This window comes from Microbacterium sp. A84, from assembly GCF_051842815.1.
Lineage (GTDB): Bacteria > Actinomycetota > Actinomycetes > Actinomycetales > Microbacteriaceae > Microbacterium.
This window is the reverse complement of record NZ_JBPXMS010000001.1, coordinates 469391-491958: the sequence shown is the minus strand read 5'-3', so window position 1 is coordinate 491958 and position 22568 is coordinate 469391. Positions and strand designations below refer to the sequence as shown.

Sequence of the window (22568 nt, the reverse complement as noted above, 5' to 3'; positions counted from 1 at the left end):
GGTGCCGACAGTCGACACCCTCCAGCGGTTATTGTCCGATGATTCTCCGATCATGACAGTCCGAGCGCATCTGGACAACGGGTTGACATTCACCGTCCGCGAGGTGTCCATCCTGATGGCAACGACCCATCCACGAATGCCCGATCGAGATCCGCCGCAGCCGACCACCCCTGTGCAGCATCCACGGCGTCGAACCCACCGCGGGCGAGCCGTAGCCCCACGTCCTCATGGTGCATGCGCGGCGCTCCCCCGCGCCTGACCGATGCGCGCACACTCCACGCATCATCCGCATACCCGCCGCCGCGGAACACGCGATACTCGTCATACCGCGCGGGGTCCAGCAAATCCCAGCACCACTCCCAGACGTTGCCGAGTGTGTCGAACATCCCGTTCAGATTCGGAAGTTTACCGCCGACATTCTGCGGTGACCGTACGCCGTCCGCGGCAGTCCAGGCGATATCGGCGAGCAGCCCATAGTGTGGCGTGGTCGAGCCGGCACGGCACGCGTACTCCCACTCGGCCTCGGTAGGCAGGCGGTAGCCGTCGCTGTCGACGTGCCAGGTGACGACTTCGCCGTCGAATGTGTAGGCCGGGTCCAGCCCTTCCCATTCGGATGCCGCATTGCAGAACCGCACTGCACGCAGCCAGCTCAGGTCAATCGCCGGACGGCGCTGATGCCGAGAAGTGATGCCCAGCACTTCTGCCATCTGCTCCTCCGTAACGGCGAACGAACCGATCTCGAAGGATTCCAGCGCTACCGTCCGATGTGTCTTCCGCCGTGCATCGTGCAGCGTGACCGAACCGGCAGGGATACGCGACATCTCAAAGTCGTTCACGCTGCGACATCCTCCTGCGGACGCTCCTCGATGCGTACAGCGAAGATTCGCATGAAGTATTGACAGAGCGGACCGACGAGCACCGCAAACGCCAGCGTGCCGATGCCGACATTGCCACCGAGTGACCAGCCGATGACCACGACGATGATCTCAAGCCCGGTGCGCACGATCCAGATCGGCCAGCCGGTGCGATTGTGTAGACCGGTCATCAGCCCGTCGCGCGGCCCCGGACCAAAGTGCGCGCCGATGTAGAGACCTGTTGCGGCGGCAAGCACCAGCAGCCCGATCACAAAAAAGCCGACACGCAACCACAGCGCCTGCCCAGCCGGAATGAGAAAGAGCCCGATGTCTGCGGATGGCCCTACGAGCAAAGCGTTCAGCAGCGTGCCGATGCCGTATCGCTGACGCAGCGGCAACCAGAACAGGAGCACGACGATACTCGTCAGAATAGTGATCACGCCGAAGCTCAGCGGTACGTGGCGTGCGATTCCCTGTGACAGCACATCCCATGGCGCCGCCCCGATCTCGCCGCGCACCATGAACGCGATACCCATTCCGTAGAGGAACAGCCCGACCATTAGCTGAGCGGAACGCCGTGGAATGCGCCGCGCCCGCCACCGGCTCACTGTGGCACTCGCTCTGCCCACGTCGGATACTTTGCCATGCGGCCGTCACCGGATGAAGTGCGCGTCAGACGGCGCTTGACCCATGGTCCGACGTGCTGCCGGTAATAGGCCATTCCGGACGGTCCGCCGAGCGCGCTCTCCTGGGGCGCCCACCACTCCACTGGCGGTTCAAAGCCCAAACCGTGCAGCACACGAGCGGCGACACGGTGGTGTCCTGCAGTGTTCATGTGCAACCGATCCTCTGACCAATACGCACTCGACGACAGCTCGCGATCGGGCCAATTGAGCGCGCGGATGACGTCGGGACGGTTCGCGACTCGTCGCAGCACTGCGGCCGACAGCTCATCGCCGCGCCGCTGGATGAGGGAGCCCAACGGCAGTTGGCTGGCAGGATTCGCCCCCGACAGCATGATGAGTGTGACGCCCTGCTCATCGCACCGTCTCAGTACACGCGAAAACGTATCCGCAATGTGCTCCATATCGGTCCGCGGGCGCAGCATGTCGTTGCCACCCCCGTTGAACGAAAGGTGCGTGGGGTTCAGGGCGAGCGCAGGCTCGAGCTGTTCTTGGATGATGGGCCATGCCAACTTTCCACGAATTGCAAAGTTCGCATACTGAATCGGATGCCCGGCAGCATTCGCCCACCCCTGGGCGGCGATGTCGGCCCACCCACGCACTCGACCGTCTGGCAGCTCATCGCCGACGCCCTCAGTGAACGAGTCGCCAATAGCTACGAATCTCACACCTGTCACTGCCCCAGCCTATGCCCGTCCCAGCTCGAGAAGCTCATCGGTCGTCGAGTGCCTGACCACGTCTATCCACGAGTCCCCAGGCGGCAGCAGCAGCGACCACGAAGAAGACCGCAAATATGACGAACAGCAGGGGCGCTCCCCCTGCTGCGAGCAGCACCGGAACCAGTAACGGAGCGATGATTGACGCGATTCGGCCGACACCAGCCGCCCACCCAGACCCGGTACCGCGCAGCGAGGTGGGGTAGATCTCGGGCGTCACCGCATACAGCGCGCCCCACGCTCCGAGATTGAAGAATGACAGCGCCATACCGGAACCGATGATCGCGGCGTCGCCGCTGGCAGTGCCGAACAGGACCGCGGATACTGCCGATCCCACCAGGAAGACCGAGAGGGTCAACCGTCTGCCCCACACTTCGATGAGCCAGGCAGCAACGGCATACCCGGGAAGCTGGGCGAGCGTGATCACCAGTGTGAAGCCGAAAGACCGCACCAGGTCGTAGCCGGCATCGACCAGAATGCTCGGAATCCAGATGAATGCGCCGTAGTAGGCGAAGTTCACGCAGAACCAGACCACCCAGATACACAGCGTGCGCACTCGAAACTCAGGCGACCAGAGCGCTTTCATTCGTGCGGCCGTTGTGACTGCGATCGCGCGAGATGCCGGCTCCTTTCGGATCGCTCGACCGCTGACGATCCCTGCGTCCGCTTCGAACTTGCCGACGATCCGCTCGGCTTCCGCGATGCGACCGCGAGAAGCGAGCCAACGCGGTGACTCCGGCAATCCCCAGCGCACGATGAGTGCGTAAACCGCGGGCACGGCGCCGAGAGCGAATGCCCACCGCCAGCCGTCATCGGATGCGGGGATCACGAAGTATCCGATGAGCGCCGCGGCCGTCCATCCGACAGCCCAGAAGGCTTCGAGAATGACGATGAGGCGACCGCGAATGCGTGCCGGCGCGAACTCGCTCACATAGGTCGATGCGACCGGAAGCTCTGCACCCAGCCCGAGGCCGACGAAGAATCGCAGCACCAACAGGATCGCGACACCGCCAGCCAGGGCGCTCGCACCCGTGGCGAGCCCGTAAATCAAAAGGGTCAACGCGAAAACCTGACGCCTGCCGAAACGGTCGGCGAGCAATCCACCGAGACTTGCTCCGAGCGCCATCCCGATGAACCCTACCGAGGCAATCCACCCGCTCTCCGTCTTCGTCAGATCCCACTGCTGTGCCAGCGCCGCGAGGATGAACGAGATTAGCCCGACATCCATCGCATCCAGAGCCCAGCCGAGCCCCGATCCGGTGAGCAAACGTGCGTGCCTGCGTGTGAACGGCAGATCATCGAGGCGTGCAGCCAACGAAGATCGGCTCGGGATGGCATCGGTCATGCGAGCAGCGCCCTCACCCTCGGAATGACCTCGGTGCCGTACAGCTCAATGCTGCGCATCATTTGTTCATGCCCCAGCGTTCCGGTTGCGTACTTCAGATCGAATCGGCCGATACCCAGCACGCGCACGGTGTCAGCGATCTTCTGTGCTACGCGCTCTGGAGACCCGGAGTAGATTGCGCCGGCGGGACCGACATCGTTTTGGAATCGCGCGCGACTGTATACAGGCCAGCCACGCTCTTTCCCGATTGTGTTGTTCATCGCTTCGAATCCGGAGTATGCGGCGTCCCAGGCTTCCTCATCGGTGGAGGCGATATGGCCCGGTGAGTGCACGGCGATCGGATGCTCCGCAGTCCCGAACGTCGCGATCGAGCGGTGATAGAGCTCCACGAAAGGCTTGAATCGTGCAGCCGGACCACCGATAATCGCCAGCATGAGCCCGAGCCCGTGCCGAGCCACGCGCACGACAGACTCGGGGCTGCCGCCGACGCCGACCCAGGTACGCAGCCCGTTCTCCGTCTTCGGGAACACGTCAGCGTCCGCCAGTGCGGGCCGCATCGTGCCCGACCAGGTCACGGGCTTCTCCTTGAGCAGCTCGACGAACAGCTCCAGCTTCTCCTCGAAAAGCGCTTCGTAGTCGCGCAGGTCGTAGCCGAACAGCGGGAATGACTCCGTGAAGGATCCGCGGCCGAGTACGACCTCGGCGCGACCGCGGGACACAGCATCCAAGGTTGCGAAGCGCTCGTATACGCGCACCGGATCATCCGACGAAAGCACCGTGACCGCGGTACCGAGCCGGATGCGATTGGTGCGTGACGCGATCGCTGCCAGCACCATCTCGGGCGCGGACACAGCGAACTCGACGCGGTGATGTTCCCCGACTCCAAAGAAGTCGATCCCCACACTGTCGGCGAGCTCTGCTTGCTCGACGATGTTGCGAATCGTCTGGGACGCCGTGATCAAATCGCCGGCGGCATCCCTGGTGATGTCTCCGAAGGTGTCGAGTCCGAACTCGATATTCATGTGTCCTACTTCGTCAGGAGGGCTGTGCGCAGGGTGTCGAGTCCGACCCCGCCGAGGTCGAGTGCGCGCTTGTGGAACTGCTTGATGTCGAAGGTGTCGCCCTGCTGCGCCTGATACGAGTCACGCACTTGCTCCCAGATGCGCTGTCCTACTTTGTAGGAGGGCGCCTGCCCAGGCCAGCCGAGATAGCGATTGACCTCGAACTGTACGAACTCATCCGACATGTTGACGTTCTGACGCATGAATTCAAGCGCATAGTCGGCATCCCAGACGCCGGTGCCGTCGAGACGGGGCTTTCCGAGGTGCACCCCGATGTCGAGTACGACTCGAGCGGCTCGCATGCGCTGGCCATCAAGCATGCCGAGGCGGTCGGCCGGATCATCGAGGTAGCCAAGCTGCTGCATGAGACGCTCGGCATAGAGGGCCCAGCCCTCGGCGTGACCGGAAGTACCGGCGAGCAGACGGCGCCAGGAGTTCAGCTCGGCACGGTTGTACACCGCCTGACCAATCTGCAGGTGATGACCGGGAATGCCCTCGTGGTAGACGGTGGTGAGCTCGCGCCAGGTGTCGAACTCCGTGACGCCCTCTGGCACCGACCACCACATGCGTCCAGGACGCGAGAAGTCATCGGTCGGGCCGGTGTAGTAGATCCCACCCTCCTGCGTGGGTGCGATCATGCATTCCAGCGTGCGAATCTGCTCGGGAATGTCGAAGTGCGTGGCGCCGAGTTCAGCGACCGCACGGTCACTGGTCTCCTGCATCCAGCGTTGAAGTTCTGCGGTGCCGTGCAACTTGCGTGAAGGGTCAGCCTCGAGGTGTGCGACCGCCTCTTCGACGGTGGAGCCGGGAAGGATCTCATTCGCGATCGAGGTTTGCTCAGCGACCATGCGCGCGAGCTCTTCGCGACCCCACTCGTACGTCTCATCGAGGTCGATCTCAGCGCCGAGGAATCGTCGGGAGTTCAGGGCGTAAAGTTCACGGCCGACAGCGTCGACATCGGATGCTGCCGGTGCGAGCGTTCCGGTGAGGAAGTTGCGCAACTCGTCATAGGCGACCCTGGCAGCGTTCGAGTTGTCGGCCAGATCACGTGCGAGGGATGCCGGAAGCTCACCCTCCTCGAGCGCCGCTCCCGCGACGAAAGAGGCAAAAAACCCGTCGTCTGCGGTGTACCGGACGATCTGGTCGGCGACCTCAGCGACCTGGCGCCGCGCAGGCACAACGCCCCGGTTGATGCCCTCCCTCAACGTCGCGGTGTAGCCACGCAGCGCATCGGGGACGGCGGAGAGTCGCTTCGCGATCACTGACCAGTCGTCAACCGTCGAGGTCGGCATGAGGTCGTACACCTGCCGGCTGTCTTGCACGGCAGATTCAATGACGTTGATGTCACGCAGATGCCACCGCGCCTCATGGAACTCAAGATCCAGCTTCAGCTCACTGCCCAGATCTGCCTTGGTGACTTCGTCTGTAGCGTCGACCGGGGCCGCTGCCTGCAGAGACGTGAGAGTCTTCTGCACCTCGTCGGCATAGTGCTGCTGTCCGTCCGGGCTGAGATCGCCGTAGCGATCATTGACCTCGTTGCGGCCGATGTATGTACCAAGCGTCGGAGCGAGAACCGAGAGCGTGTCGACCCACTCTTCTGCGATCTTGTCGATCGCGGTGGGCGTGCGAGGGGTAGTCGTCATGCCCTTCAGCGTAGCGTCGCTCGCGCCCCGCGTGCCCTTAGTGCGCTGCCTCGTTCCAGTCGCGTCCGCGGCCGACCTGCACGTCAAGCGGCACCGACAGCTCGGCGGCATCCGCCATGCGAGTGCGAACGATCTGTTCGGTCTGATCCCACTCCCCTGGTGCGACTTCGACGACGAGCTCGTCGTGGATCTGAAGCAGCACACGGGAGCGTAGCTCGGCATCGCGCAGATCGCGGTGGATGCGGAACAGCGCGATCTTCATAATGTCGGCGGCGCTGCCTTGAATCGGCGCGTTCAGCGCCGCGCGCTCGGCATTTTCACGCAGAACACGGTTCGGGCTGCTGAGGTCGGGGAACGGGCGTCGGCGTCCGAAGATCGTTTCGGTGTAGCCGTCCTCCTTCGCCTTCACGACAGAAGCGCGCAGATAGTCGCGCACGGCACCGAACCGCGCGAAGTACTCCAGCATCAGCCGCTTGGCTTCGGACTGTTCGATACGCAGTTGCTTCGACAAGCCGAATGCGCTGAGGCCGTAGACGAGACCGTACGACATCGCCTTGACCTTGGTACGCATCGCGGAGGTGACCTCGGCTGGCTCAACGCCGAACACCTTGGCGCCGACGAACCGGTGGAGGTCTTCTCCGGAGTTGAAGGCCTCGATCAAGCCTTCGTCGCCGGAGAGGTGCGCCATGATCCGCATCTCGATCTGCGAGTAGTCCGCGGTGAGTAGCGTCTCGTAGCCTTCGCCCATTTGGAAAGCGCTACGGATACGACGCGATTCTTCAGTGCGAACCGGAATATTCTGCAGGTTCGGGTCGGTGCTGGAAAGACGCCCGGTCTGGCTGCCCGTCTGCACGTAGGTCGTGTGGACGCGGTCATCATCGCGGATCGCACTATCGAGCGACTCGATGATCTGTCGCAGCTTTGTCGCTTCGCGGTGTTGCAGCAGCAGGTCGAGGAAGGGATGCGGGTTCGTTTCCTGCAGATCAGCGAGCACTGCGGCATCCGTTGAGTAGCCGGTCTTGGTCTTGCGCGTCTTGGGCAGCTGCAAATCTTCGAACAGCACCTCTTGCAGTTGTTTCGGCGAGCCAAGGTTGAACTCGCGGCCGACGAGCGTGAACGCCTCGGTCGCGACACTCTCGGTGCGGCTGGCGAGCTCACCAGAGAAGGACGAGAGCACTTCGTGCGAAACGGCGACGCCCGACTCTTCCATGTCGGCGAGGGCGAGGAGCGTCGGCAACTCGATGTCAGTAAGCACAGTCGCCACGGGATCCGGTAGATCGTCGCGCAATGCCGCCGCCGTGCGCAGCGTGAACCACGCCTCCTGCGATGGTGTTGCGCCGTCGGTCTCGGGTACTAGCTGAGAAGGATCAGCCTCGGGGAGCTTCTCACCGAGGTAGCGATCGACGAGATGAGCGAGGGTCTTGTCGGGGAAACTCGGGCGCAACAGCCACCCGGCAAGAAGCGTGTCGTAGGTCAGGCCACCGAGTCGGATGCCAGTGCGAAGCAGCGCCTTCACCTGGGGCTTCGCCTCGTTGAGGACCTTTGATTTATCGGATTCGAACCATGAACGCAACGCGTCGGCTGTGCCGTCGTTCCAGTCGCTCTCACGGAGTTCCGTCAGACTCGCTACACCGATTCGAGAAATCACACCCGCGCTCGTGACGAGTGTGATGCCCAGCTCCTCGTTTTGCGTCTCAAGCCATTGCGCCAAGCCTGTCGCGTCTGTTTCGATCGGCGCAGGCATCTCAACTGAGGGCTCGTCGTGTACGGCCTCATCACCGGTGCCGACCGCGTCGAACACACGCGGCAGCAGGGTGCGAAACTCCAGGCGCGCAAAAATGTCGCGGACGGCCTGCGCATCGATGGGGGCGACCGCGAGGTCAGCCGGTGCGAGTGGGAGTTCGACGTCGGTGAGCAGGCGGTTCAGTCTGCGGTTTCGGCGCACATCGTCCATGTGCTCGCGCAGGTTGCCGCCGACCACGCCCTTGATCTCTTCGGCGCGCTCCAGCAACTCATCGAGACTGCCGAACTGGTTGAGCCACTTGACGGCAGTCTTTTCCCCCACCTTCGGCACTCCGGGAAGGTTATCGCTGGTCTCGCCAACGAGGGCTGCGATGTCGGGGTACTGCTCGGGGCGCACGCCGTAACGTTCCTGCACGGTTAGCGGGTCGTAGCGCTTAAGCTGCGAGACGCCCTGTACCGACGGGTAGAGGAGGGTGACCTTGTCATTGACGAGCTGGATCGTGTCACGGTCGCCAGAGACGACGAGAACGTCGTAGCCCTGCTCAGCGCCCTGCACGGAGAGCGTGGCGAGGATGTCATCGGCTTCGATGCCCTCTTTAGTCAGCACCGGGATCGACATCGCTGCAAGGACGTCCTGCAGGATCGGAACCTGCCCACGGAACTCCTGGGGTGACTCGGAGCGAGTCGCCTTGTACTCGGGATACTCATCGGTGCGGAACGAGTGCCGTGACGTGTCGAATGCGATCGCCATGTGGGTGGGCTGCTCGGCCTTGATCAGGTTCACGAGCATCGACAGGAAGCCATAGATGGCGTTGGTGTGTTGGTTGTCCTTCGTGGTGAAGTTCTCGACCGGCAGTGCGAAGAAGGCACGGTAGGCGAGCGAGTGGCCGTCAACGACCATGAGGGTAGGCTTTGCGGAGTCCGTCACACTGCCAGCCTAACGAGGACGACGGACACCCGCTGAGGAGGATGCGTGAACGAGACGGTCGAGACCCCTGGGATGCAGTGGGCAATGCAGCGCGGTATCGGCGCATTGGCCGAGAAGATGGGGATGGTCTTCACCGAGTTCACCATTGATCGGTCGGTCGCAACGATGCCAGTCGAGGGCAACACGCAACCAGTGGGGCTTCTACACGGCGGCGCCTATGTGGTGCTCGGTGAGTCGTTGGGATCGATGGCGGCTAACCTGCATGCCGGTCCTGGTCGACTCGCGGTGGGCGTCGACATCAATGCCACGCACACGCGTTCCGCGACGTCAGGACTCGTCACCGGTGTCTGCACGCCGATTCATTTAGGTCGCAGCGTTGCAGTGCACGAGATCGTCGTCTCAGATGATCAGGGGCGTCGCTGCTCGACGATCCGCATCACGAACATGATCAAGGATCTGCCCGCCTGATCAGTGCTTCGTGTAGTCCTCGCTATCGGCCATCAACGCTCCGTCAGGATGTCAATGACGGTGTCTAGCTTGACCACGATGCCATCGAGACGCTCGTCTACGCCGTCGAAGCGTTTGTCGATGCCGTCGAGGCGTGTGTCGATGCCGTCGAACCGCAACGTATGCGCCTTGAGAATGTCGTAGATCTCCACCGTGTCGTTCGTGTTCTGCTCGACACGACGCTGAAGTTCCGCGTTGCTCATCACCATGTATTCGAGATTACGCCGCCAGCTACGCCGGCGTCACCGCGGAAACAGGAACTGTGGACAACCACCGTCGCGGCGCGATCGGTGCAGAAGAAGTGGCTAATCAGAGAATCCGCTGGAACAGCAGATGGTCCTGCCACTCCCCCGCAATCCGCAGGTATTTGGGCGCCATCCCGATCGGCTCGAACCCGTTGCGTTCGAGCACGCGCTGCGACGCCGCATTGTCGAGCAATGTGCTGGCTTGCAAGCGGTGAAGACCGAGCTCGGTCTGGGCATAAGAAATCAGTGCCGCGACCGTCTTGCTCATGAGTCCCCGACCGGCGAGTGAGGCATCGATCCAGTAGCCGAGATCGGCGCTCTCGAACGCGCCATGCACGACATTGAAGATGTTTGCGACGCCCATCACGCGACCGTCATCGTGGCACAACACGAAACGCGCTGCACGGCCGTCCGTACGATCGCGAACGGCATGTGCGACAAGACCCTCTTGCCACTCAGCCGTGTAGAACACCGGCTCGCGGAGTGGATCCCAGCGTGCGAGGTGCGCGCGGTTCGCGTCATACGCTGCCGCTAGCGCGGCGCCGTCGCCTGATTCCAGGGCTCGGAGATGTATGCCGTCTCCGAGGCCGATCACGCCTTCTTGGGCGCGAGCTGCTCGATGATCGCCTTGGCGACATCCTGCATCGTCAGACGACGATCCATTGATGCCTTCTGGATCCAGCGGAACGCCTCCGGCTCGCTGAGGCCCATCTTCTCGTTGAGCAGGCCCTTGGCCCGATCGACGAGCTTGCGGGTCTCGAAGCGCTCGACCATATCGGCGACCTCAGCCTCAAGCGTGATGATCTGCTCGTGGCGTGCCAGAGCAATCTCGATCGCGGGAAGAAGGTCGTTCGGCGTGAACGGCTTCACGACGTACGCCAACGCGCCAGCCTCGCTCGCGCGTTCGACGAGTTCCTTCTGGCTGAATGCCGTAAGAAGCACGACCGGGGCGATGTTGGCCTTGTGCAGACGCTCTGCGGCGCTAATGCCATCGAGTAGCGGCATCTTGACGTCCATGATGACCAGGTCGGGGCGCAGTTCAGTGGCCAGGGCCACTGCAGTTTCACCGTCACCAGCTTCACCGACGACATCGAAGCCGTTGTCGCGGAGGATTTCGACGATGTCGAGTCGGATCAGCGATTCGTCCTCGGCAACGACGACGCGTCGCGGGGCGGATACGGTGGGCTGCTCAGACAATTCTTGCTCGGTCACGGTTCTATTCTAGTGGGCAGTGGGTGTGCGCCTGCCCCAGGAACCCGCCGAACGCGCAAGACCTACCTTCAGTCTGCGCTAAAGTCGTAGACGCAACACGCTCGCCGGCGTGGCGGAATGGTAGACGCGGAGCACTCAAAATGCTTTGTTCGAAAGGACGTGTGGGTTCGAGTCCCACCGCCGGCACTCCAAACGTATCCAACTGCACTGAATCGTAACCGTTCAGAGCAGTTGGATACGGCTTGATAGATCGCTTCTGTGTCTTCGTGTACCCGGGTGTGGGGTCCGAACACGGTTCAATTGACCACGCCCTGTCCACGGCGCGCATAGGGCTCCTGTGGAGTGTCGGGCCTGGTGCATGGCGTTCCGTTCGCGTGCTGATGCGCACGCGCGGGAGATGGCACCCAGTGCCATCTCCCGCGTACCGGCGGCAACGGGGCAATCAACGCCCACTGCGCGTCCGTCAACCGACGAGTGCGAGTCGAGAACAGAAGTCACCCATCCAGAATCGCGCGCCAATCACCAGCCATATGGGAACACCCTAGACGCGACGAGTTCGTCTTGCAGCGACCAAGAGTCCAAGCCCGAGCAAGAGCACCGCGCCGCCGCCAGCGAGAAGGCCGGCGACGCTGGAAGCACCGGTCGTGGCGAGCTTGTCATCGGCCGGAATATCCGTTTCACTCGGTGTGACGACCTTCGTGACAGGAACATCGGCAGCTGGCGCCTCCGGAGCAGTTGGCGCCTCCGGAGCAACGGGGGCTTCCGGAGCAACGGGGGCTTCCGGAGCAACCGGGGTCTCGGGAACAATCGGGGTCTCGGGAACTACAGGTACCTCAGGTGCCACCGGAACCTCAGGGACTTCGGGAACTTCGGGGACCTCTGGAACCTCGGGGACCTCAGGAACTTTCGGGACCTCAGGAACTTCCGGGACCTCAGGAACCTCGGGGACCTCAGGAACTTCCGGGACCTCAGGAACTTCCGGGACCTCAGGAACTTCCGGGACCTCGGGAACCTCAGGGACCTCAGGAATTTCGGGAACCTCAGGAACAACCGCACAGGAGGTGCCCGCTACGGTGATCTGCACTTCAGCGCTGTTTCCCGTGTCGCCGTCCACCAGGGCGAGTGAGATCGTACCAGCGGCGGTGGACGCGGGAATAGTCGCCGTGTACAACACCATGCCGGTTGCGCTTGCTGTAACTCGATCGAGGAGTAGGTCGCCAAGCGTGACGGCGATCGCACCCGACGGTGTGAACTTCGTACCAATGATTGTCACCTGACCACAGGTGGCGACGGTGGTCACTGACACTACGGCGGTCGGCATTTCCGGAACAATCACACAAGACGAACCAGCAACAGTGACTTCAACATTGGCAGTGTTGCCCGTTGATCCAAGTTCCATGAGGGTCAACGTATAGGTGCCCTCTGCCGTTCCAGCGGGGATCGTTGCAGTGAACGTCAACACACCGGCCGCGGACGCTGTGGACGACCCCAAAGGCATGGCCGGGCTCAACGAGACGTTCACCTGTGCGCCCGGGGTGAAGTTCACACCGGTCACCGTGAACGCATCACAGGTGGCGGTCGTTGTCGCTGACACCGTCACCGACGGCGGATCTGGAATAACAGCACAGGATGAACCGGCGACAGTGACCGAGACATCGACAGAGTTTCCCGTGACCTGCTCCCTGAGGATGAGCCTGTGGACGCCCTCAGTCGTTCCGGTGGGGATTGATGTCGTGAACGTGACTACGCCGAGCTCGTTTGCCGTTGCCCGTGCCGTTGCCGGATCCAACGAGGTCGTCCCGCTCAAAGAGAGGGTCACGGTAGCGTTCGCGATGAAGTTCGTACCGGTCACCGTGAACTCACCGCAGGTAGCGACTGTTGAGGCTGACAGCGTCGCCGACAGAGCGGGGGGTGTCACAAAGTGGATGGTTTTGGCATTCGTTGTAATCCGGCCAACTTGGGATGCAGATATTGCCGGGGTGGAGACGTTGTAGCTCCAGAGATGCGTGCTGGATCCGTCCTCATACGTGTTTATCCACAGCTCACCATTGCTGTCGAAGTCTGCAGTCAATACGACATTGTCGCGAGTCGTGAAGAGGTCGCCGACCTTGTCCGCGCGCATTCCCCCCGCAGAGGCCGTGATCGTGTAGATGCTGTATGAATCTGTCACATACAGTGCACCAGTGCGGCTGGATGCCAATGCGGCGAGACTGCCATCAAAGCCGCTGTCGACAGGAGCCGAGATCACGCCGATCGGGGTGACCTCACCGGTTGTCAGGTTGACCGTCGCAATGGATTCGACGGCCGAATCACGGTCACGGATGAGCACCCGGGCGACGCCAGAAGCGTCTATGTCTAGGTCAGAGTAGATGGGTTCAGAAGTCCAGCCCGCTGGCCATTCCAGCGGTGTGGTCGATTGAATCGCTTCGCTCAGCGCATCCAACACCACGATCTCAGACGACTCTTGGTTGTCCTCATTGGTGGTGATGAGGTGCTCAAGCCGCAACGTTGAATCAAAGTCGCTTCCCGTGACGTCTCGTAAACTGAGTGCGGGAAGAGTGACGGGATTGATCGCTTGCCCGGTGGACGGGTTGATGTCCATCCGAGATTCCGTCGGACCGCCATATTGGTTAGTCGTCATGCGAAGCACCTCCCCCGCCGCCGGTGCTGCCGTGGCGGGTGTCGCCGCGACAATAGGAACGGTCAACGCAAGGGCAAGTATGCCCACCAGTGTTGCTGATCTCTTTTTGAGGGTCAAGATTCTTCTCCAGAACAGGCAGCGGCAGTCGACGAGACGACAAAACTGAGAGAGGCAACGAGCACGAAAAATGCCGCCAAATATTAGCGGCATCAACACATTAGGGTTTGTGCGTCCGCGCACACAGTGGACTTAGGTCCCCAGTTCGGACTTTCTCAGCGTGGTGATGTCGCCGGCTGCATGGTCCATTCCGACCGCGGGTCGCGGTTCCGCACTCGGAAGTTCCTGCGTGCCCTGGCCCGACACTGTCTGGTCGGATGCATGGGCCGAGTGGCGTCGTACGGAGACGACGCAGCGATGGAGATGCTTCTTCATCCGGTTGCAGAAGAACGTCCTCGGCCGCCGCTCTTGGGCAACGCGTGAGCGGTCATTCATCTACGCTGCTCGAGACCGCGTCACTCCCCGGCTGACGGCGAGGATGCGGGCGACCCGCCCGCATCAGACACGAAGGTTCCGCTGCCGTGCACGCGCAGGACGCGCCCGTGGCGCTCGAGCACAGCCAGCGCCCGTCGGACCGTCGTGCGACTCACTCGATACGCGTTCATGAGGTCGTGTTCGGAGGGGAGGCGCCCGCCCGGTGTGAGGCAAGCCGCTTCGGCTTCCAGACACCGGGCGAGCTGCACGTACATCGGCACCGGCCAGTTGGGGATGATCTGCGAGTTCATGTGCTCAATTGCCGCCGGAAGCTCATCACGCCCGGCAACTTCCGCGCACATACAGTCAGTACGCCACCGTCGCGTGCTGCGCACCGGAGATTCCGAGCGCCGCCGCGATATCGCGGGCGGCCCCCGACACCAGGGCGGCATCGTTGATGACGGAGATCAGCCTGACCCCCCAGTCGAGCCAGCGCTGCGTGGACTCAACGTCGATGGCGTGCGCGCCGAAGACTATGCCGGCGTCATCGCACACCGTCTTGAGCATCGCGAACTGGTCCCGCAGCTGCGTAGACGTGAACCCGGGCATCGGATCGAGACCGAGCGTGATCGAGAGGTCGCCGGGGCCCACATATATTCCGGTCAGCCCCGGAGTAGCAGCGATCGCGCGAGCGTTCTCGAGGGCGAGGGCAGTCTCGATCTGCACGTAGCAGCGCCCACGCTCGTCTAGCTCGGGCACACTCAGATCGCCAAGGTCACCACGAATTGGTCCGAAGCTGCGCGACCCGCGCGGTGCGAATCTGCTCGCGGCCACCGCAGCTTCAGCTTGCTCGGGCGTGTCGACCATGGGCACGATTACGCCCGAGGCGCCGAGATCGAATGCTTTGCCGATCTGTGCATAGTCATTCTGCGGAACCCGCACGATCGCCGGAAAGTCGGAATCACGAAGCCCCGCGAGCAGCTGTCGTGTGTCTTCGAGGGTCGCGCTGCCGTGCTGCATGTCGATTCCGACGTAATCGAAGCCAGCGTCGCGGAAGGCCTGGAGCGACTGTGGTGACGGTGTAGCGAGCCATCCACCGAGGGCGGGACGGTCGTGCGTGTGATCGAGAACGGATCGGCTGTTCATTGCGGTCAACTCCATCTGCTCGTCGGTACGAGCGTGATTGCGCGGGATGGCGTTGGTGCGACCCCGGCGGCGTACAGCACGAACATAGGACGTCCGTCATCCGATTGCAAGAATTGGACTTTAATAAAATGAAATCGGATTCTTGACAGGATCCCGATCATGGCTAAGACTGGCGATCGTGGTTCGCCACTACCCGAGCACGCGGCTCGTAGCCGCGGCAACTCACTCGAAGGAGAGTCAGGATGAAGACAATCAGCCGCACACCACGCCGAAAGGTCGCAGCCCGAGCTTTGGCCGGAGGCGCTGCGATCGCCCTCACCGTCGGGATGACCGCATGTTCCGGAACGAGCGGCGATGCAGGCTCCGAAGAGGTCTTCGACCTCACATGGACGTCGTACAACCCACCGGAGAGCTTCCTCAGCCAAGCCGAGCAGGAGTGGATCGCCATTGTCGAAGAAGAGACCGAAGGCCGGGTCACCGTTGAGGAGTTCTACCTCGGCTCTCTCTGCCCGACCCTCGAGAGCCTCGCCTGCGCACAGGACGGCCGCGCCGACATCGCCTACACATCCTCCGGCTTCTACCCCGCGGAGTTTCCGTTGCTTAACGTGACCACAGTTCCGTTCGTGACCGAGAATCCAGCGGCCCAGGCGACGGCGATCACCTCGCTTCACCAGACCAATGAAGATTTGCAGGCCGAGTTCGCTGCTCAGGGGGTGGCCCCGCTATATTTCGCGCCCGTCGATGGCGCCGTTCTCGGCACGAAAGAACCCGTCTCCGCGGCGGGCGAACTCGAGGGCCTCTCGGTTCGCGGCACTGCTCGGGTGCTCAACGCCCTCGACATCGCTGGCTCGAATGCGGTCGCCATCCCGATCAACGAGATCTACGAGTCCGTCGAGCGTGGCGTCATCGACGGCTGGTCGGCGACGAGCCTCAGCGGCGGCGTCATCGACTACAGCCTCGGCGAAGTCACCCCCTACATCGCAGACCCCGGCGTCGGTCCCTTCCTGATCAACCTGGCCGTCATCAACGCCGATGTCTGGGAGAGCCTCCCCGCCGACGTCCAGGAAATCATGAACTCCGCGAGCGAGCGCGTCTTCGCAAAGATGCTCGGTGAGTATTCGCAAGAGAGCAACGATCGCACGTGTGATGCCGTAGACGAGGAAGGCATCACGCTATCGGTCTGGTCGGACGCGAACAAGAAAAAGCTGCGAGACCTCGTGAGCGATCCGCTGCGCGAGGGATGGGCGACCGACGCCGCCGGCTCCGGAGTCGAAGACCCAGAAGCGTTCTACGCGAGCTACGTCGAAGCCATCGGCGAGGCGGAGGGAATCGAGTACATCAACCCCGTCGAATACTGCCTCGACCGATGATCACCGCATTACGCAGGTTCGATAGCCTAACGGGCCGCTGGTCGCGGGGAGTCGCTGAACTCTCCGCGATCGGCGGGGGCATCCTCGCCCTCCTAATCAGCGCCGAGGTCGTGTCACGTTCGGCCACCGGAACGTCCATCCGAGGTTTGGTCGAGATCGCGGAACTCGTGCTCGTGGTCGTGGTTTTCCTCGGTATGGCGCAGGCGGAGCGCATCGAGACACACGTGCGTGTCACGCTGCTCACCGACAAGATGCCTGACCGGGCCCGACGCATCGTACGTGCCACAGCCCTGCTCATCGCCGCAATCTTCATCATCTGGATGGCCACGGCGATGGCGGGCAAAGCGCTCAACTCGTTCGAGTCGGGCGAGTTTCGGATTGGACTCCTCCACATTCCCCTTTGGCCCTCCCGGGCGATCGCGGCGATCGGCACGATCCTCCTCGCGGTCGTCCTCACCCTGAAAGGCCTGCTCCTCATGGTCGGATCGAAATCCACGAGCGAGGAAGAGGTGATTTTGCTGTGAGTAACGAGGTCATCGTCATCGGAGCGATCGTTGTCTTCCTTATTCTGCTCTTCGCAGAGATGCCCGTAGCCTTCGCTCTCGGGTTCACCGGTGCGCTCGGCATAGTCGCGCTCAACTCATTCGGTGTCGCGAGCAATGTGCTCGCCTCGCTCCCCTTTGCCACCGCATCGCAGTACACGCTGATCGTCTTACCGATGTACATGCTGCTTGGCGCCTTCGTCATGCACGCAGGTCTCGCCGAACGACTGTATGCCTTCGCGCACATTCTTACCAGGCGATTCCCCGGGGGCCTTGGTGTCGCGACCGTCGCCGCGTGCGCTGGCTTTGCGGCGGTGTCGGGCTCGAGCGTCGCCACTGCGGCGACGATCGGCAAGGTCGCCGTGACAGAGATGACACGCCACGGCTATAAGGAGCGGTTCGCTGCCGGGATCGTCGCGATCGCCGCCACCCTCGGCATTCTCATCCCACCCAGCATCATCCTTGTGATCTATGCGGTCCTCACCGGCGAATCCGTCGGTCGTCTGTACGCCGCCGGCATTATTCCCGGCATCCTGTCGGCCGCCGTGTACGCCATCACGATCGTGATCCTGGCTCGCAGTGCGAAGTTCGTGACGAAGGAGCGGGTGAAGGTGATGGCCGGCGCGGCGACCAGCGGGGACGGAACGACCGTCATCGACGGCGGTCGGGCTGAGCCCGATGCCGGCTCCTCGACAGCCCCCGTGCGATTGAGCGCGGCCATGATCCGGAGCGCGTTGTGGGTCGCGCTGATCTTCCTCGTTGTCGTAGTCGGCCTGTTCGCCGGAATCATGACTGCGACGGAGTCTGCCGCGGTCGCTGCCCTCGTGGCGGTTGCAATCCTGGTCATCGAGCGCGGCCGCGAGGGTCTCCGCAGCGTCATGGGGTCTATCCGCGCGGCGCTTTCCGAGTCGGCAGCTGTGACGAGCATGTCGTTCGCCATCATGATCGGCGCGGCGATCTTCACCTACTTCCTTGTCGCCGCGCGAATCCCGTCGCAGATCTCCGTTGCGCTGACTTCACTCGACGTCGCACCGATCATCATCGTGCTGCTCATCCTGGTGGCGCTCGTGCCGCTGGGAATGTTCCTGGATTCGCTGGCCATCCTGGTCGTGGTGGTTCCACTCGTCTATCCGACGATCATCGACCTCGGGTTCGACGGCGTATGGTTCGCGATCCTCATGGTGAAGATGATCGAGCTGAGCCTCATCACTCCCCCGGTCGGCGTCAACTGCTTCGTCATCTCCGCGGTTGCCAAGGTGAAGCTCGAGGCGGTCTTCCGAGGTGTCCTGCCCTTCTACGTCTCCGAGCTCATTATCATCGGGTTGCTCGTCGCGTTCCCCGAGATCGTCCTGTTCCTTCCCAACCTGATCCCGTGATCATGACCACCAAAATAGGAGCGCACACCGTGTCCGACGACGCCACCATTCTCACAAACCGTGGAATCCGCATGCCTCGGACCAGTTTCGGAGTCTTCCGCGTACCGAATGACACGACCACCCAGGCCGTGAGTTCCGCGTTGGACGTCGGGTACCGCGGCATCGACACCGCCTCGATTTACGGCAACGAAGAAGGCACCGGTCGCGGCATCGATAGATTCGGGCTCGGCCGCGATGACGTCTTCGTCACGAGCAAGGTCTGGAACACCGACCAGGGCTATGACGCAACACTTCGCGCGTACGATGCGTCCCTGAAACGCCTGCGGCTCTCGCATCTCGACCTGTACTTGATCCACTGGCCGGCTCCGTCCCAGAACCTCTATGTGGAAACGTGGCGTGCCCTCACGCACCTTCTCGAGGAGGGCCGCGTGAGAGAGATCGGGGTGTCCAACTTCACGATCGAGCAGCTGGAGATGCTTCGCTCCTCCAGCGACACTGTACCTGCGGTCAACCAGGTAGAACTCCATCCGCGGCTGCAGCAGCCTGAGCTCCTCGCCTACCATGCGGAGCACGGCATCATTACGCAAGCATGGAGCCCCCTGGCCAACGGATCCAGCCTGCAGCTCGAGACAGTTCGAACGATCGCGGCGCGCCACGGTCGAAGTCCGGCGCAGGTAATCCTCCGGTGGCATCTGCAGATGGGCCGAGCGATCATTCCGAAATCGGTCACACCGTCACGAATGCGTGAGAACCTATCCACTGACGGCTTCGAACTGAACGAGGATGATATGGCAGCGATCGAAGAATTGGATTCCGAAGAGAGGACGGGGCCAGACCCCCGCGAATTCGTCTCATGAACACTCCTCGCATACCCCTCGGCGAAGACGCCGCCGCCGATCCCGAAGGGGCGCTCACGGACGTAACACAGGCGGAGTACCTGCCGCTCGACGCTATCGCCGGACTCGAGGCCGCATCCACCGCCCAGAAGGCTCGATACCTGCGTACCCTCAACGCCTCTCTTGCGCTTATCGACGAGGTCGGTGTGCAAGGAGTCACAATGGAGGGAGTGTGCGCCTCGTCCGGCGTTGCCCTGGCCACGATCTACCGGTACTTTCAGTCGCGCGACAAGCTGCTGTACGTCGCAAGTAACACGTGGGTGCGATACGTCGCAGGTCGGGTCCGGCGCAATACGCCTGTCACCGAGCCGCTTAGCCACCTACTCGCGGCGATGCGCGCCGGACGTGACGAGTACCGCACGCACCTTCCCGTCATCAAAGCATGGGCGTTGCTGCGACTATCGGTCGACGAGCACGCGCGCGGGGTCATCCGGCACGAGTCGTTCTACAACGACCTCAACTCCTACAGCCTCGCCGGTGCCGGATCGCCCGAGCTCCTCGCCGACCTGACTCTCATCATGGAGAACATGTGGCTGGCGCTCCTCACACGCTGGGCTCTGGGTGAGGGCACGTACGACGACGTTGCGGATGACATGGAACGCAGCGTCGTGCTTGTCTTCCGCGCACACGGGTGGGAGTCGATGGACCGGACAGCATGATGTCACTGCGCAGTTACAACCCTGAGTTCCTGGCAACGCCGCTCCCTCTCCCCCGACCCGCACGCGATGTTCAGACACTCCCCTACCCGCGGTTCTCCGTGCTGCTGGATTCGGAGCGCAAGCTCGCGGGAGTCACGGCCGTGAACATCGACGGCGCGACCCTGCGCGAAGTCCCCCGCACGGGCCAGTGGCGCCTCGATCCCCGAGTCGACAATGACGCACAAGCCGGCCCTGATGTCTACGCACGAAATGATCTTGACCGTGGCCATCTCGTGCGCAGACGCGACCCCGGCTGGGGTACCGCCAACGAAGCACGCGAGGCGACAGAGGCAACCTTCTTCTACCCGAATGCTGCGCCCCAAGCGGCCGGGTTCAATCAATCAAAGAAACTGTGGCTCGGCCTCGAAGACCATGTCCTCGCCTACGCAGAGGCAACCGACCAACGCCTCTCTGTCTTCACCGCCCCGGTACTCCAGGACGAGGATCCGGCCTATCGCGGCATCCGGATACCCCGTCTCTTTTGGAAGATCGCGGCTTGGCAGGGGTCAAGTGGTCTCGAAGCGGCGGGATTCCTTCTCGATCAATCCGAACTCATTGACATCCGCGACGAAGTACGCACAATCCCACCATTAGCGGCGTTCCGCACCTTCCAGGTATCGGTCGCTGTCATTGCCGACATCACCGGCATCGAGTTCGGTCCCTTGCCAGATGCAGACGTGTTCCCCGAGCAAAAAGTGAGCGCGCGAACCTGGAGCGCACTGCAGACAACTCGGGACATCGTCCTCTGAAAGTGTGGAATCTGACGCACCGTGCCGGTGAAGTCATCGAGATCCGCGGCTCCGAGGAACACCAGCTGCTGGTAATTCGCTACGACGACGGACAGGAAACGATCCTCTCCCCTGGCAGCGACACCGAGATCCGGCATTCCGACTGAGCGAACGGAAGGCGCTACCCAACGGGATGTCAAAGATGGACCACGACTTGTCCAGCGTGCCCCGGGTACAACGATGGGGCGGAGCCGAAGCCCCGCCCCATCGAATGACTGCTGTTAGGCGCCAGCCTTGTAGATCGGCGCTGCACCGTTCACGGCATCCCCGACCTTGTGGACGCGGATGTCGTTCGTGGAGCCGACAATTCCGGGAGGGGAACCGGAGATCACGACGACCTTGTCCCCTTCCTTAGCCAGGCCGTTCTTGAGTAGGTGGTCATCCACCTGCAGGAACATCAGGTCGGTGTGCGCAACGACATCCACCAGGTACGGGCGGATGCCCCAGGTGAGCGCCATACGGCGACGGATGCCCGGCTCCGGCGTGAACGCGATCATCGGGATGCGCGAGCGAAGCCGCGACAGGCGACGAGCGGAGTCACCGGACTGAGTGAAGACGCAGAGGAACTTCGCGTCGACGAACTCGGCGACCTCGAGAGCAGCAAGAGTGATTGCTCCACCCTGGGTGCGCGGCTTGTTCGTGAGCGGCGCGATGCGCTCCAGACCGTGCTCTTCCGTCGACTCGATGATGCGTGCCATCGTCTCGACGACGACGACCGGGTATTCGCCCACGCTCGTCTCGCCCGAGAGCATGACTGCATCCGCACCGTCGAGCACCGCGTTCGCGACGTCCGACGTCTCGGCGCGCGTCGGGACCGGGCTGGAGATCATCGATTCGAGCATTTGCGTCGCCACGATCACCGGCTTGGCGTTCTGGCGCGCAAGCTCCACAGCACGCTTCTGGACGATCGGAACCGCCTCCAGAGGCAGCTCGACGCCGAGGTCGCCGCGGGCGACCATGATGGCGTCGAAAGCGGCGACGATGCCTTCCAGCGCTTCGACAGCCTGGGGCTTCTCGATCTTGGCGATGACGGGAACCTTGACGCCCTCTTCCGCCATGATCTCGTGCACGCGAGTGATGTCCGACGCGTCACGCACGAACGACAGCGCGATGAGGTCAGCACCAATGCGCAGCCCCCAACGGAGGTCGTCTTCGTCCTTCTGGCTCAGCGCCGGGACGTTGACTGCGACGCCGGGCAGGTTGATGCCCTTGTTGTTCGAGACGGCACCGGCGACGATCACACGGGTGGTGACGACAGTGCCATCAGTCTCGACGACCTCGACGCGAACCTTGCCGTCATCGATGAGGAGGAAATCACCCGGGTTCACGTCCTGGGGCAGGCCCTTGAAGGTCGTGCCGCAGATCTCGCGGTTTCCGATGATGTCTTCCGTGGTGATCTTGAAGATGTCACCTTCGGCGAGCTCGTAGGGGCCGTCCTCGAACTTGCCGAGACGGATCTTCGGTCCCTGCAAGTCGACGAGCACGGCGACGGCCTTGCCCGCGTCATCCGCGGCACGGCGTACGTTGGCGTAGTTCGCGTCGTGAACCGTGTAGTCACCGTGGCTGAGGTTCAGCCGGGCGACATCGACGCCCGCTTCGATGATGGCTCGAACGTTCTCGTAACTCGAAGTGGCCGGGCCCAGCGTGGCGACAATTTTCGCGCGTCTCAACTAATTCTCCAGGGTAAGAGTGGGGGAAACAGA

The 22568-nt window shown here is 62.6% G+C and carries 22 protein-coding genes, 1 tRNA gene and 1 pseudogene; 10 read left to right on the top strand and 14 right to left on the bottom strand.

Annotation, left to right across the window (positions count from 1 at the left end; translation table 11 throughout):
- Positions 1–89: 89 nt before the first annotated feature.
- The 7 genes from ACSU04_RS02445 to polA are packed head-to-tail and all read right to left on the bottom strand — an operon-like array spanning position 90 to position 8973.
- Positions 90–821, bottom strand: coding sequence for a formylglycine-generating enzyme family protein (locus ACSU04_RS02445; protein ID WP_439289409.1), 732 nt, complete (start codon positions 819–821; stop codon positions 90–92).
- Between the two features lie 11 nt (positions 822–832).
- A complete protein-coding gene (locus tag ACSU04_RS02440) occupies positions 833–1414 on the bottom strand; it encodes a YczE/YyaS/YitT family protein (RefSeq protein WP_439288314.1) in 582 nt (193 codons plus the stop codon).
- 44 nt (positions 1415–1458) lie between these two features.
- The gene (locus ACSU04_RS02435; RefSeq protein WP_439289408.1) at positions 1459–2205 is read right to left on the bottom strand and encodes an SGNH/GDSL hydrolase family protein; all 747 of its coding nucleotides are present in this window, start codon (positions 2203–2205) and stop codon (positions 1459–1461) included.
- Positions 2206–2248: 43 nt separating this feature from the next.
- A complete protein-coding gene (locus ACSU04_RS02430) occupies positions 2249–3598 on the bottom strand; it encodes an MFS transporter (RefSeq protein ID WP_439278234.1) in 1350 nt (449 codons plus the stop codon).
- Positions 3595–4620: an LLM class flavin-dependent oxidoreductase gene (locus ACSU04_RS02425; RefSeq protein ID WP_439278233.1), complete on the bottom strand. Its 1026-nt coding sequence runs from the start codon at positions 4618–4620 to the stop codon at positions 3595–3597. The genes ACSU04_RS02430 and ACSU04_RS02425 overlap by 4 nt, the downstream gene beginning before the upstream one ends.
- A gap of 5 nt (positions 4621–4625) precedes the next feature.
- Positions 4626–6302 carry a DUF885 domain-containing protein gene (locus tag ACSU04_RS02420; protein ID WP_439288313.1) on the bottom strand — a complete coding sequence of 559 codons (1677 nt, stop codon included), beginning with the start codon at positions 6300–6302 and terminating at the stop codon, positions 4626–4628.
- A gap of 37 nt (positions 6303–6339) precedes the next feature.
- A complete protein-coding gene (polA, locus tag ACSU04_RS02415; protein WP_439288312.1) occupies positions 6340–8973 on the bottom strand; it encodes a DNA polymerase I in 2634 nt (877 codons plus the stop codon).
- A gap of 72 nt (positions 8974–9045) precedes the next feature.
- Here polA and ACSU04_RS02410 point away from each other — a divergent pair, with 72 nt between their 5' ends.
- Positions 9046–9441, top strand: coding sequence for a hotdog fold thioesterase (locus tag ACSU04_RS02410; protein WP_439278674.1), 396 nt, complete (start codon positions 9046–9048; stop codon positions 9439–9441).
- 32 nt (positions 9442–9473) lie between these two features.
- Here the strand turns inward: ACSU04_RS02410 and ACSU04_RS02405 are convergent, their stop codons facing one another.
- The 3 genes from ACSU04_RS02405 to ACSU04_RS02395 all read right to left on the bottom strand — a co-directional run bounded on the left by ACSU04_RS02405 (position 9474) and on the right by ACSU04_RS02395 (position 10937).
- Positions 9474–9689 (bottom strand): hypothetical protein, encoded by a 216-nt coding sequence (locus tag ACSU04_RS02405; protein ID WP_439288311.1) that lies wholly within the window; start codon positions 9687–9689, stop codon positions 9474–9476.
- A gap of 100 nt (positions 9690–9789) precedes the next feature.
- Positions 9790–10320 carry a GNAT family N-acetyltransferase gene (locus tag ACSU04_RS02400; protein ID WP_439288310.1) on the bottom strand — a complete coding sequence of 177 codons (531 nt, stop codon included), beginning with the start codon at positions 10318–10320 and terminating at the stop codon, positions 9790–9792.
- Positions 10317–10937 carry an ANTAR domain-containing response regulator gene (locus tag ACSU04_RS02395; RefSeq protein ID WP_439278228.1) on the bottom strand — a complete coding sequence of 207 codons (621 nt, stop codon included), beginning with the start codon at positions 10935–10937 and terminating at the stop codon, positions 10317–10319. Before ACSU04_RS02395 ends, ACSU04_RS02400 begins: the two co-directional genes overlap by 4 nt.
- A 103-nt stretch (positions 10938–11040) precedes the next feature.
- On the opposite strand from ACSU04_RS02395, the gene ACSU04_RS02390 reads away from it, so the two are divergent.
- A tRNA-Leu gene (locus tag ACSU04_RS02390) sits at positions 11041–11123 on the top strand.
- A gap of 355 nt (positions 11124–11478) precedes the next feature.
- On the opposite strand, the gene ACSU04_RS02385 is transcribed toward ACSU04_RS02390, so the two are convergent.
- Positions 11479–13578: a hypothetical protein gene (locus ACSU04_RS02385; protein ID WP_439288309.1), complete on the bottom strand. Its 2100-nt coding sequence runs from the start codon at positions 13576–13578 to the stop codon at positions 11479–11481.
- 297 nt (positions 13579–13875) lie between these two features.
- Here ACSU04_RS02385 and ACSU04_RS02380 point away from each other — a divergent pair.
- Positions 13876–14059 (top strand): annotated as a pseudogene (locus ACSU04_RS02380) (IS3-like element ISAar45 family transposase); the annotation flags it as partial.
- 31 nt (positions 14060–14090) lie between these two features.
- On the opposite strand, the gene ACSU04_RS02375 reads toward ACSU04_RS02380, so the two are convergent.
- Together ACSU04_RS02375 and ACSU04_RS02370 are read right to left on the bottom strand one after the other, a co-directional pair.
- Positions 14091–14360, bottom strand: coding sequence for a GntR family transcriptional regulator (locus ACSU04_RS02375; protein WP_439288308.1), 270 nt, complete (start codon positions 14358–14360; stop codon positions 14091–14093).
- A 55-nt stretch (positions 14361–14415) separates the two neighbouring features.
- A complete protein-coding gene (locus ACSU04_RS02370; RefSeq protein WP_439288307.1) occupies positions 14416–15195 on the bottom strand; it encodes an HpcH/HpaI aldolase family protein in 780 nt (259 codons plus the stop codon).
- A gap of 242 nt (positions 15196–15437) precedes the next feature.
- Here ACSU04_RS02370 and dctP point away from each other — a divergent pair, with 242 nt between their 5' ends.
- The 7 genes from dctP to ACSU04_RS02335 all read left to right on the top strand — a co-directional run bounded on the left by dctP (position 15438) and on the right by ACSU04_RS02335 (position 20972).
- The gene (gene dctP / locus ACSU04_RS02365) at positions 15438–16565 is read left to right on the top strand and encodes a TRAP transporter substrate-binding protein DctP (RefSeq protein WP_439288306.1); all 1128 of its coding nucleotides are present in this window, start codon (positions 15438–15440) and stop codon (positions 16563–16565) included.
- Complete coding sequence (locus ACSU04_RS02360; protein WP_439288305.1) at positions 16562–17089, top strand: TRAP transporter small permease; 528 nt, start codon at positions 16562–16564, stop codon at positions 17087–17089. The genes dctP and ACSU04_RS02360 overlap by 4 nt, the downstream gene beginning before the upstream one ends.
- Positions 17086–18483, top strand: coding sequence for a TRAP transporter large permease (locus ACSU04_RS02355; RefSeq protein WP_439288304.1), 1398 nt, complete (start codon positions 17086–17088; stop codon positions 18481–18483). The genes ACSU04_RS02360 and ACSU04_RS02355 overlap by 4 nt, the downstream gene beginning before the upstream one ends.
- Before the next feature lie 71 nt (positions 18484–18554).
- A complete protein-coding gene (locus ACSU04_RS02350) occupies positions 18555–19340 on the top strand; it encodes an aldo/keto reductase (RefSeq protein ID WP_439288303.1) in 786 nt (261 codons plus the stop codon).
- Positions 19337–20038 (top strand): TetR family transcriptional regulator, encoded by a 702-nt coding sequence (locus ACSU04_RS02345; protein WP_439288302.1) that lies wholly within the window; start codon positions 19337–19339, stop codon positions 20036–20038. Before ACSU04_RS02350 ends, ACSU04_RS02345 begins: the two co-directional genes overlap by 4 nt.
- Complete coding sequence (locus tag ACSU04_RS02340) at positions 20035–20826, top strand: DNA/RNA non-specific endonuclease (RefSeq protein ID WP_439288301.1); 792 nt, start codon at positions 20035–20037, stop codon at positions 20824–20826. The genes ACSU04_RS02345 and ACSU04_RS02340 overlap by 4 nt, the downstream gene beginning before the upstream one ends.
- 2 nt (positions 20827–20828) lie before the next feature.
- On the top strand, positions 20829–20972 hold the full coding sequence (locus tag ACSU04_RS02335; protein ID WP_439288300.1) for a DUF1918 domain-containing protein: 144 nt from the start codon (positions 20829–20831) through the stop codon (positions 20970–20972).
- A 114-nt stretch (positions 20973–21086) separates the two neighbouring features.
- Here ACSU04_RS02335 and pyk read toward each other — a convergent pair whose 3' ends face one another.
- A complete protein-coding gene (pyk, locus tag ACSU04_RS02330) occupies positions 21087–22535 on the bottom strand; it encodes a pyruvate kinase (RefSeq protein ID WP_439278224.1) in 1449 nt (482 codons plus the stop codon).
- Between the last annotated feature and the right edge of the window lie 33 nt (positions 22536–22568).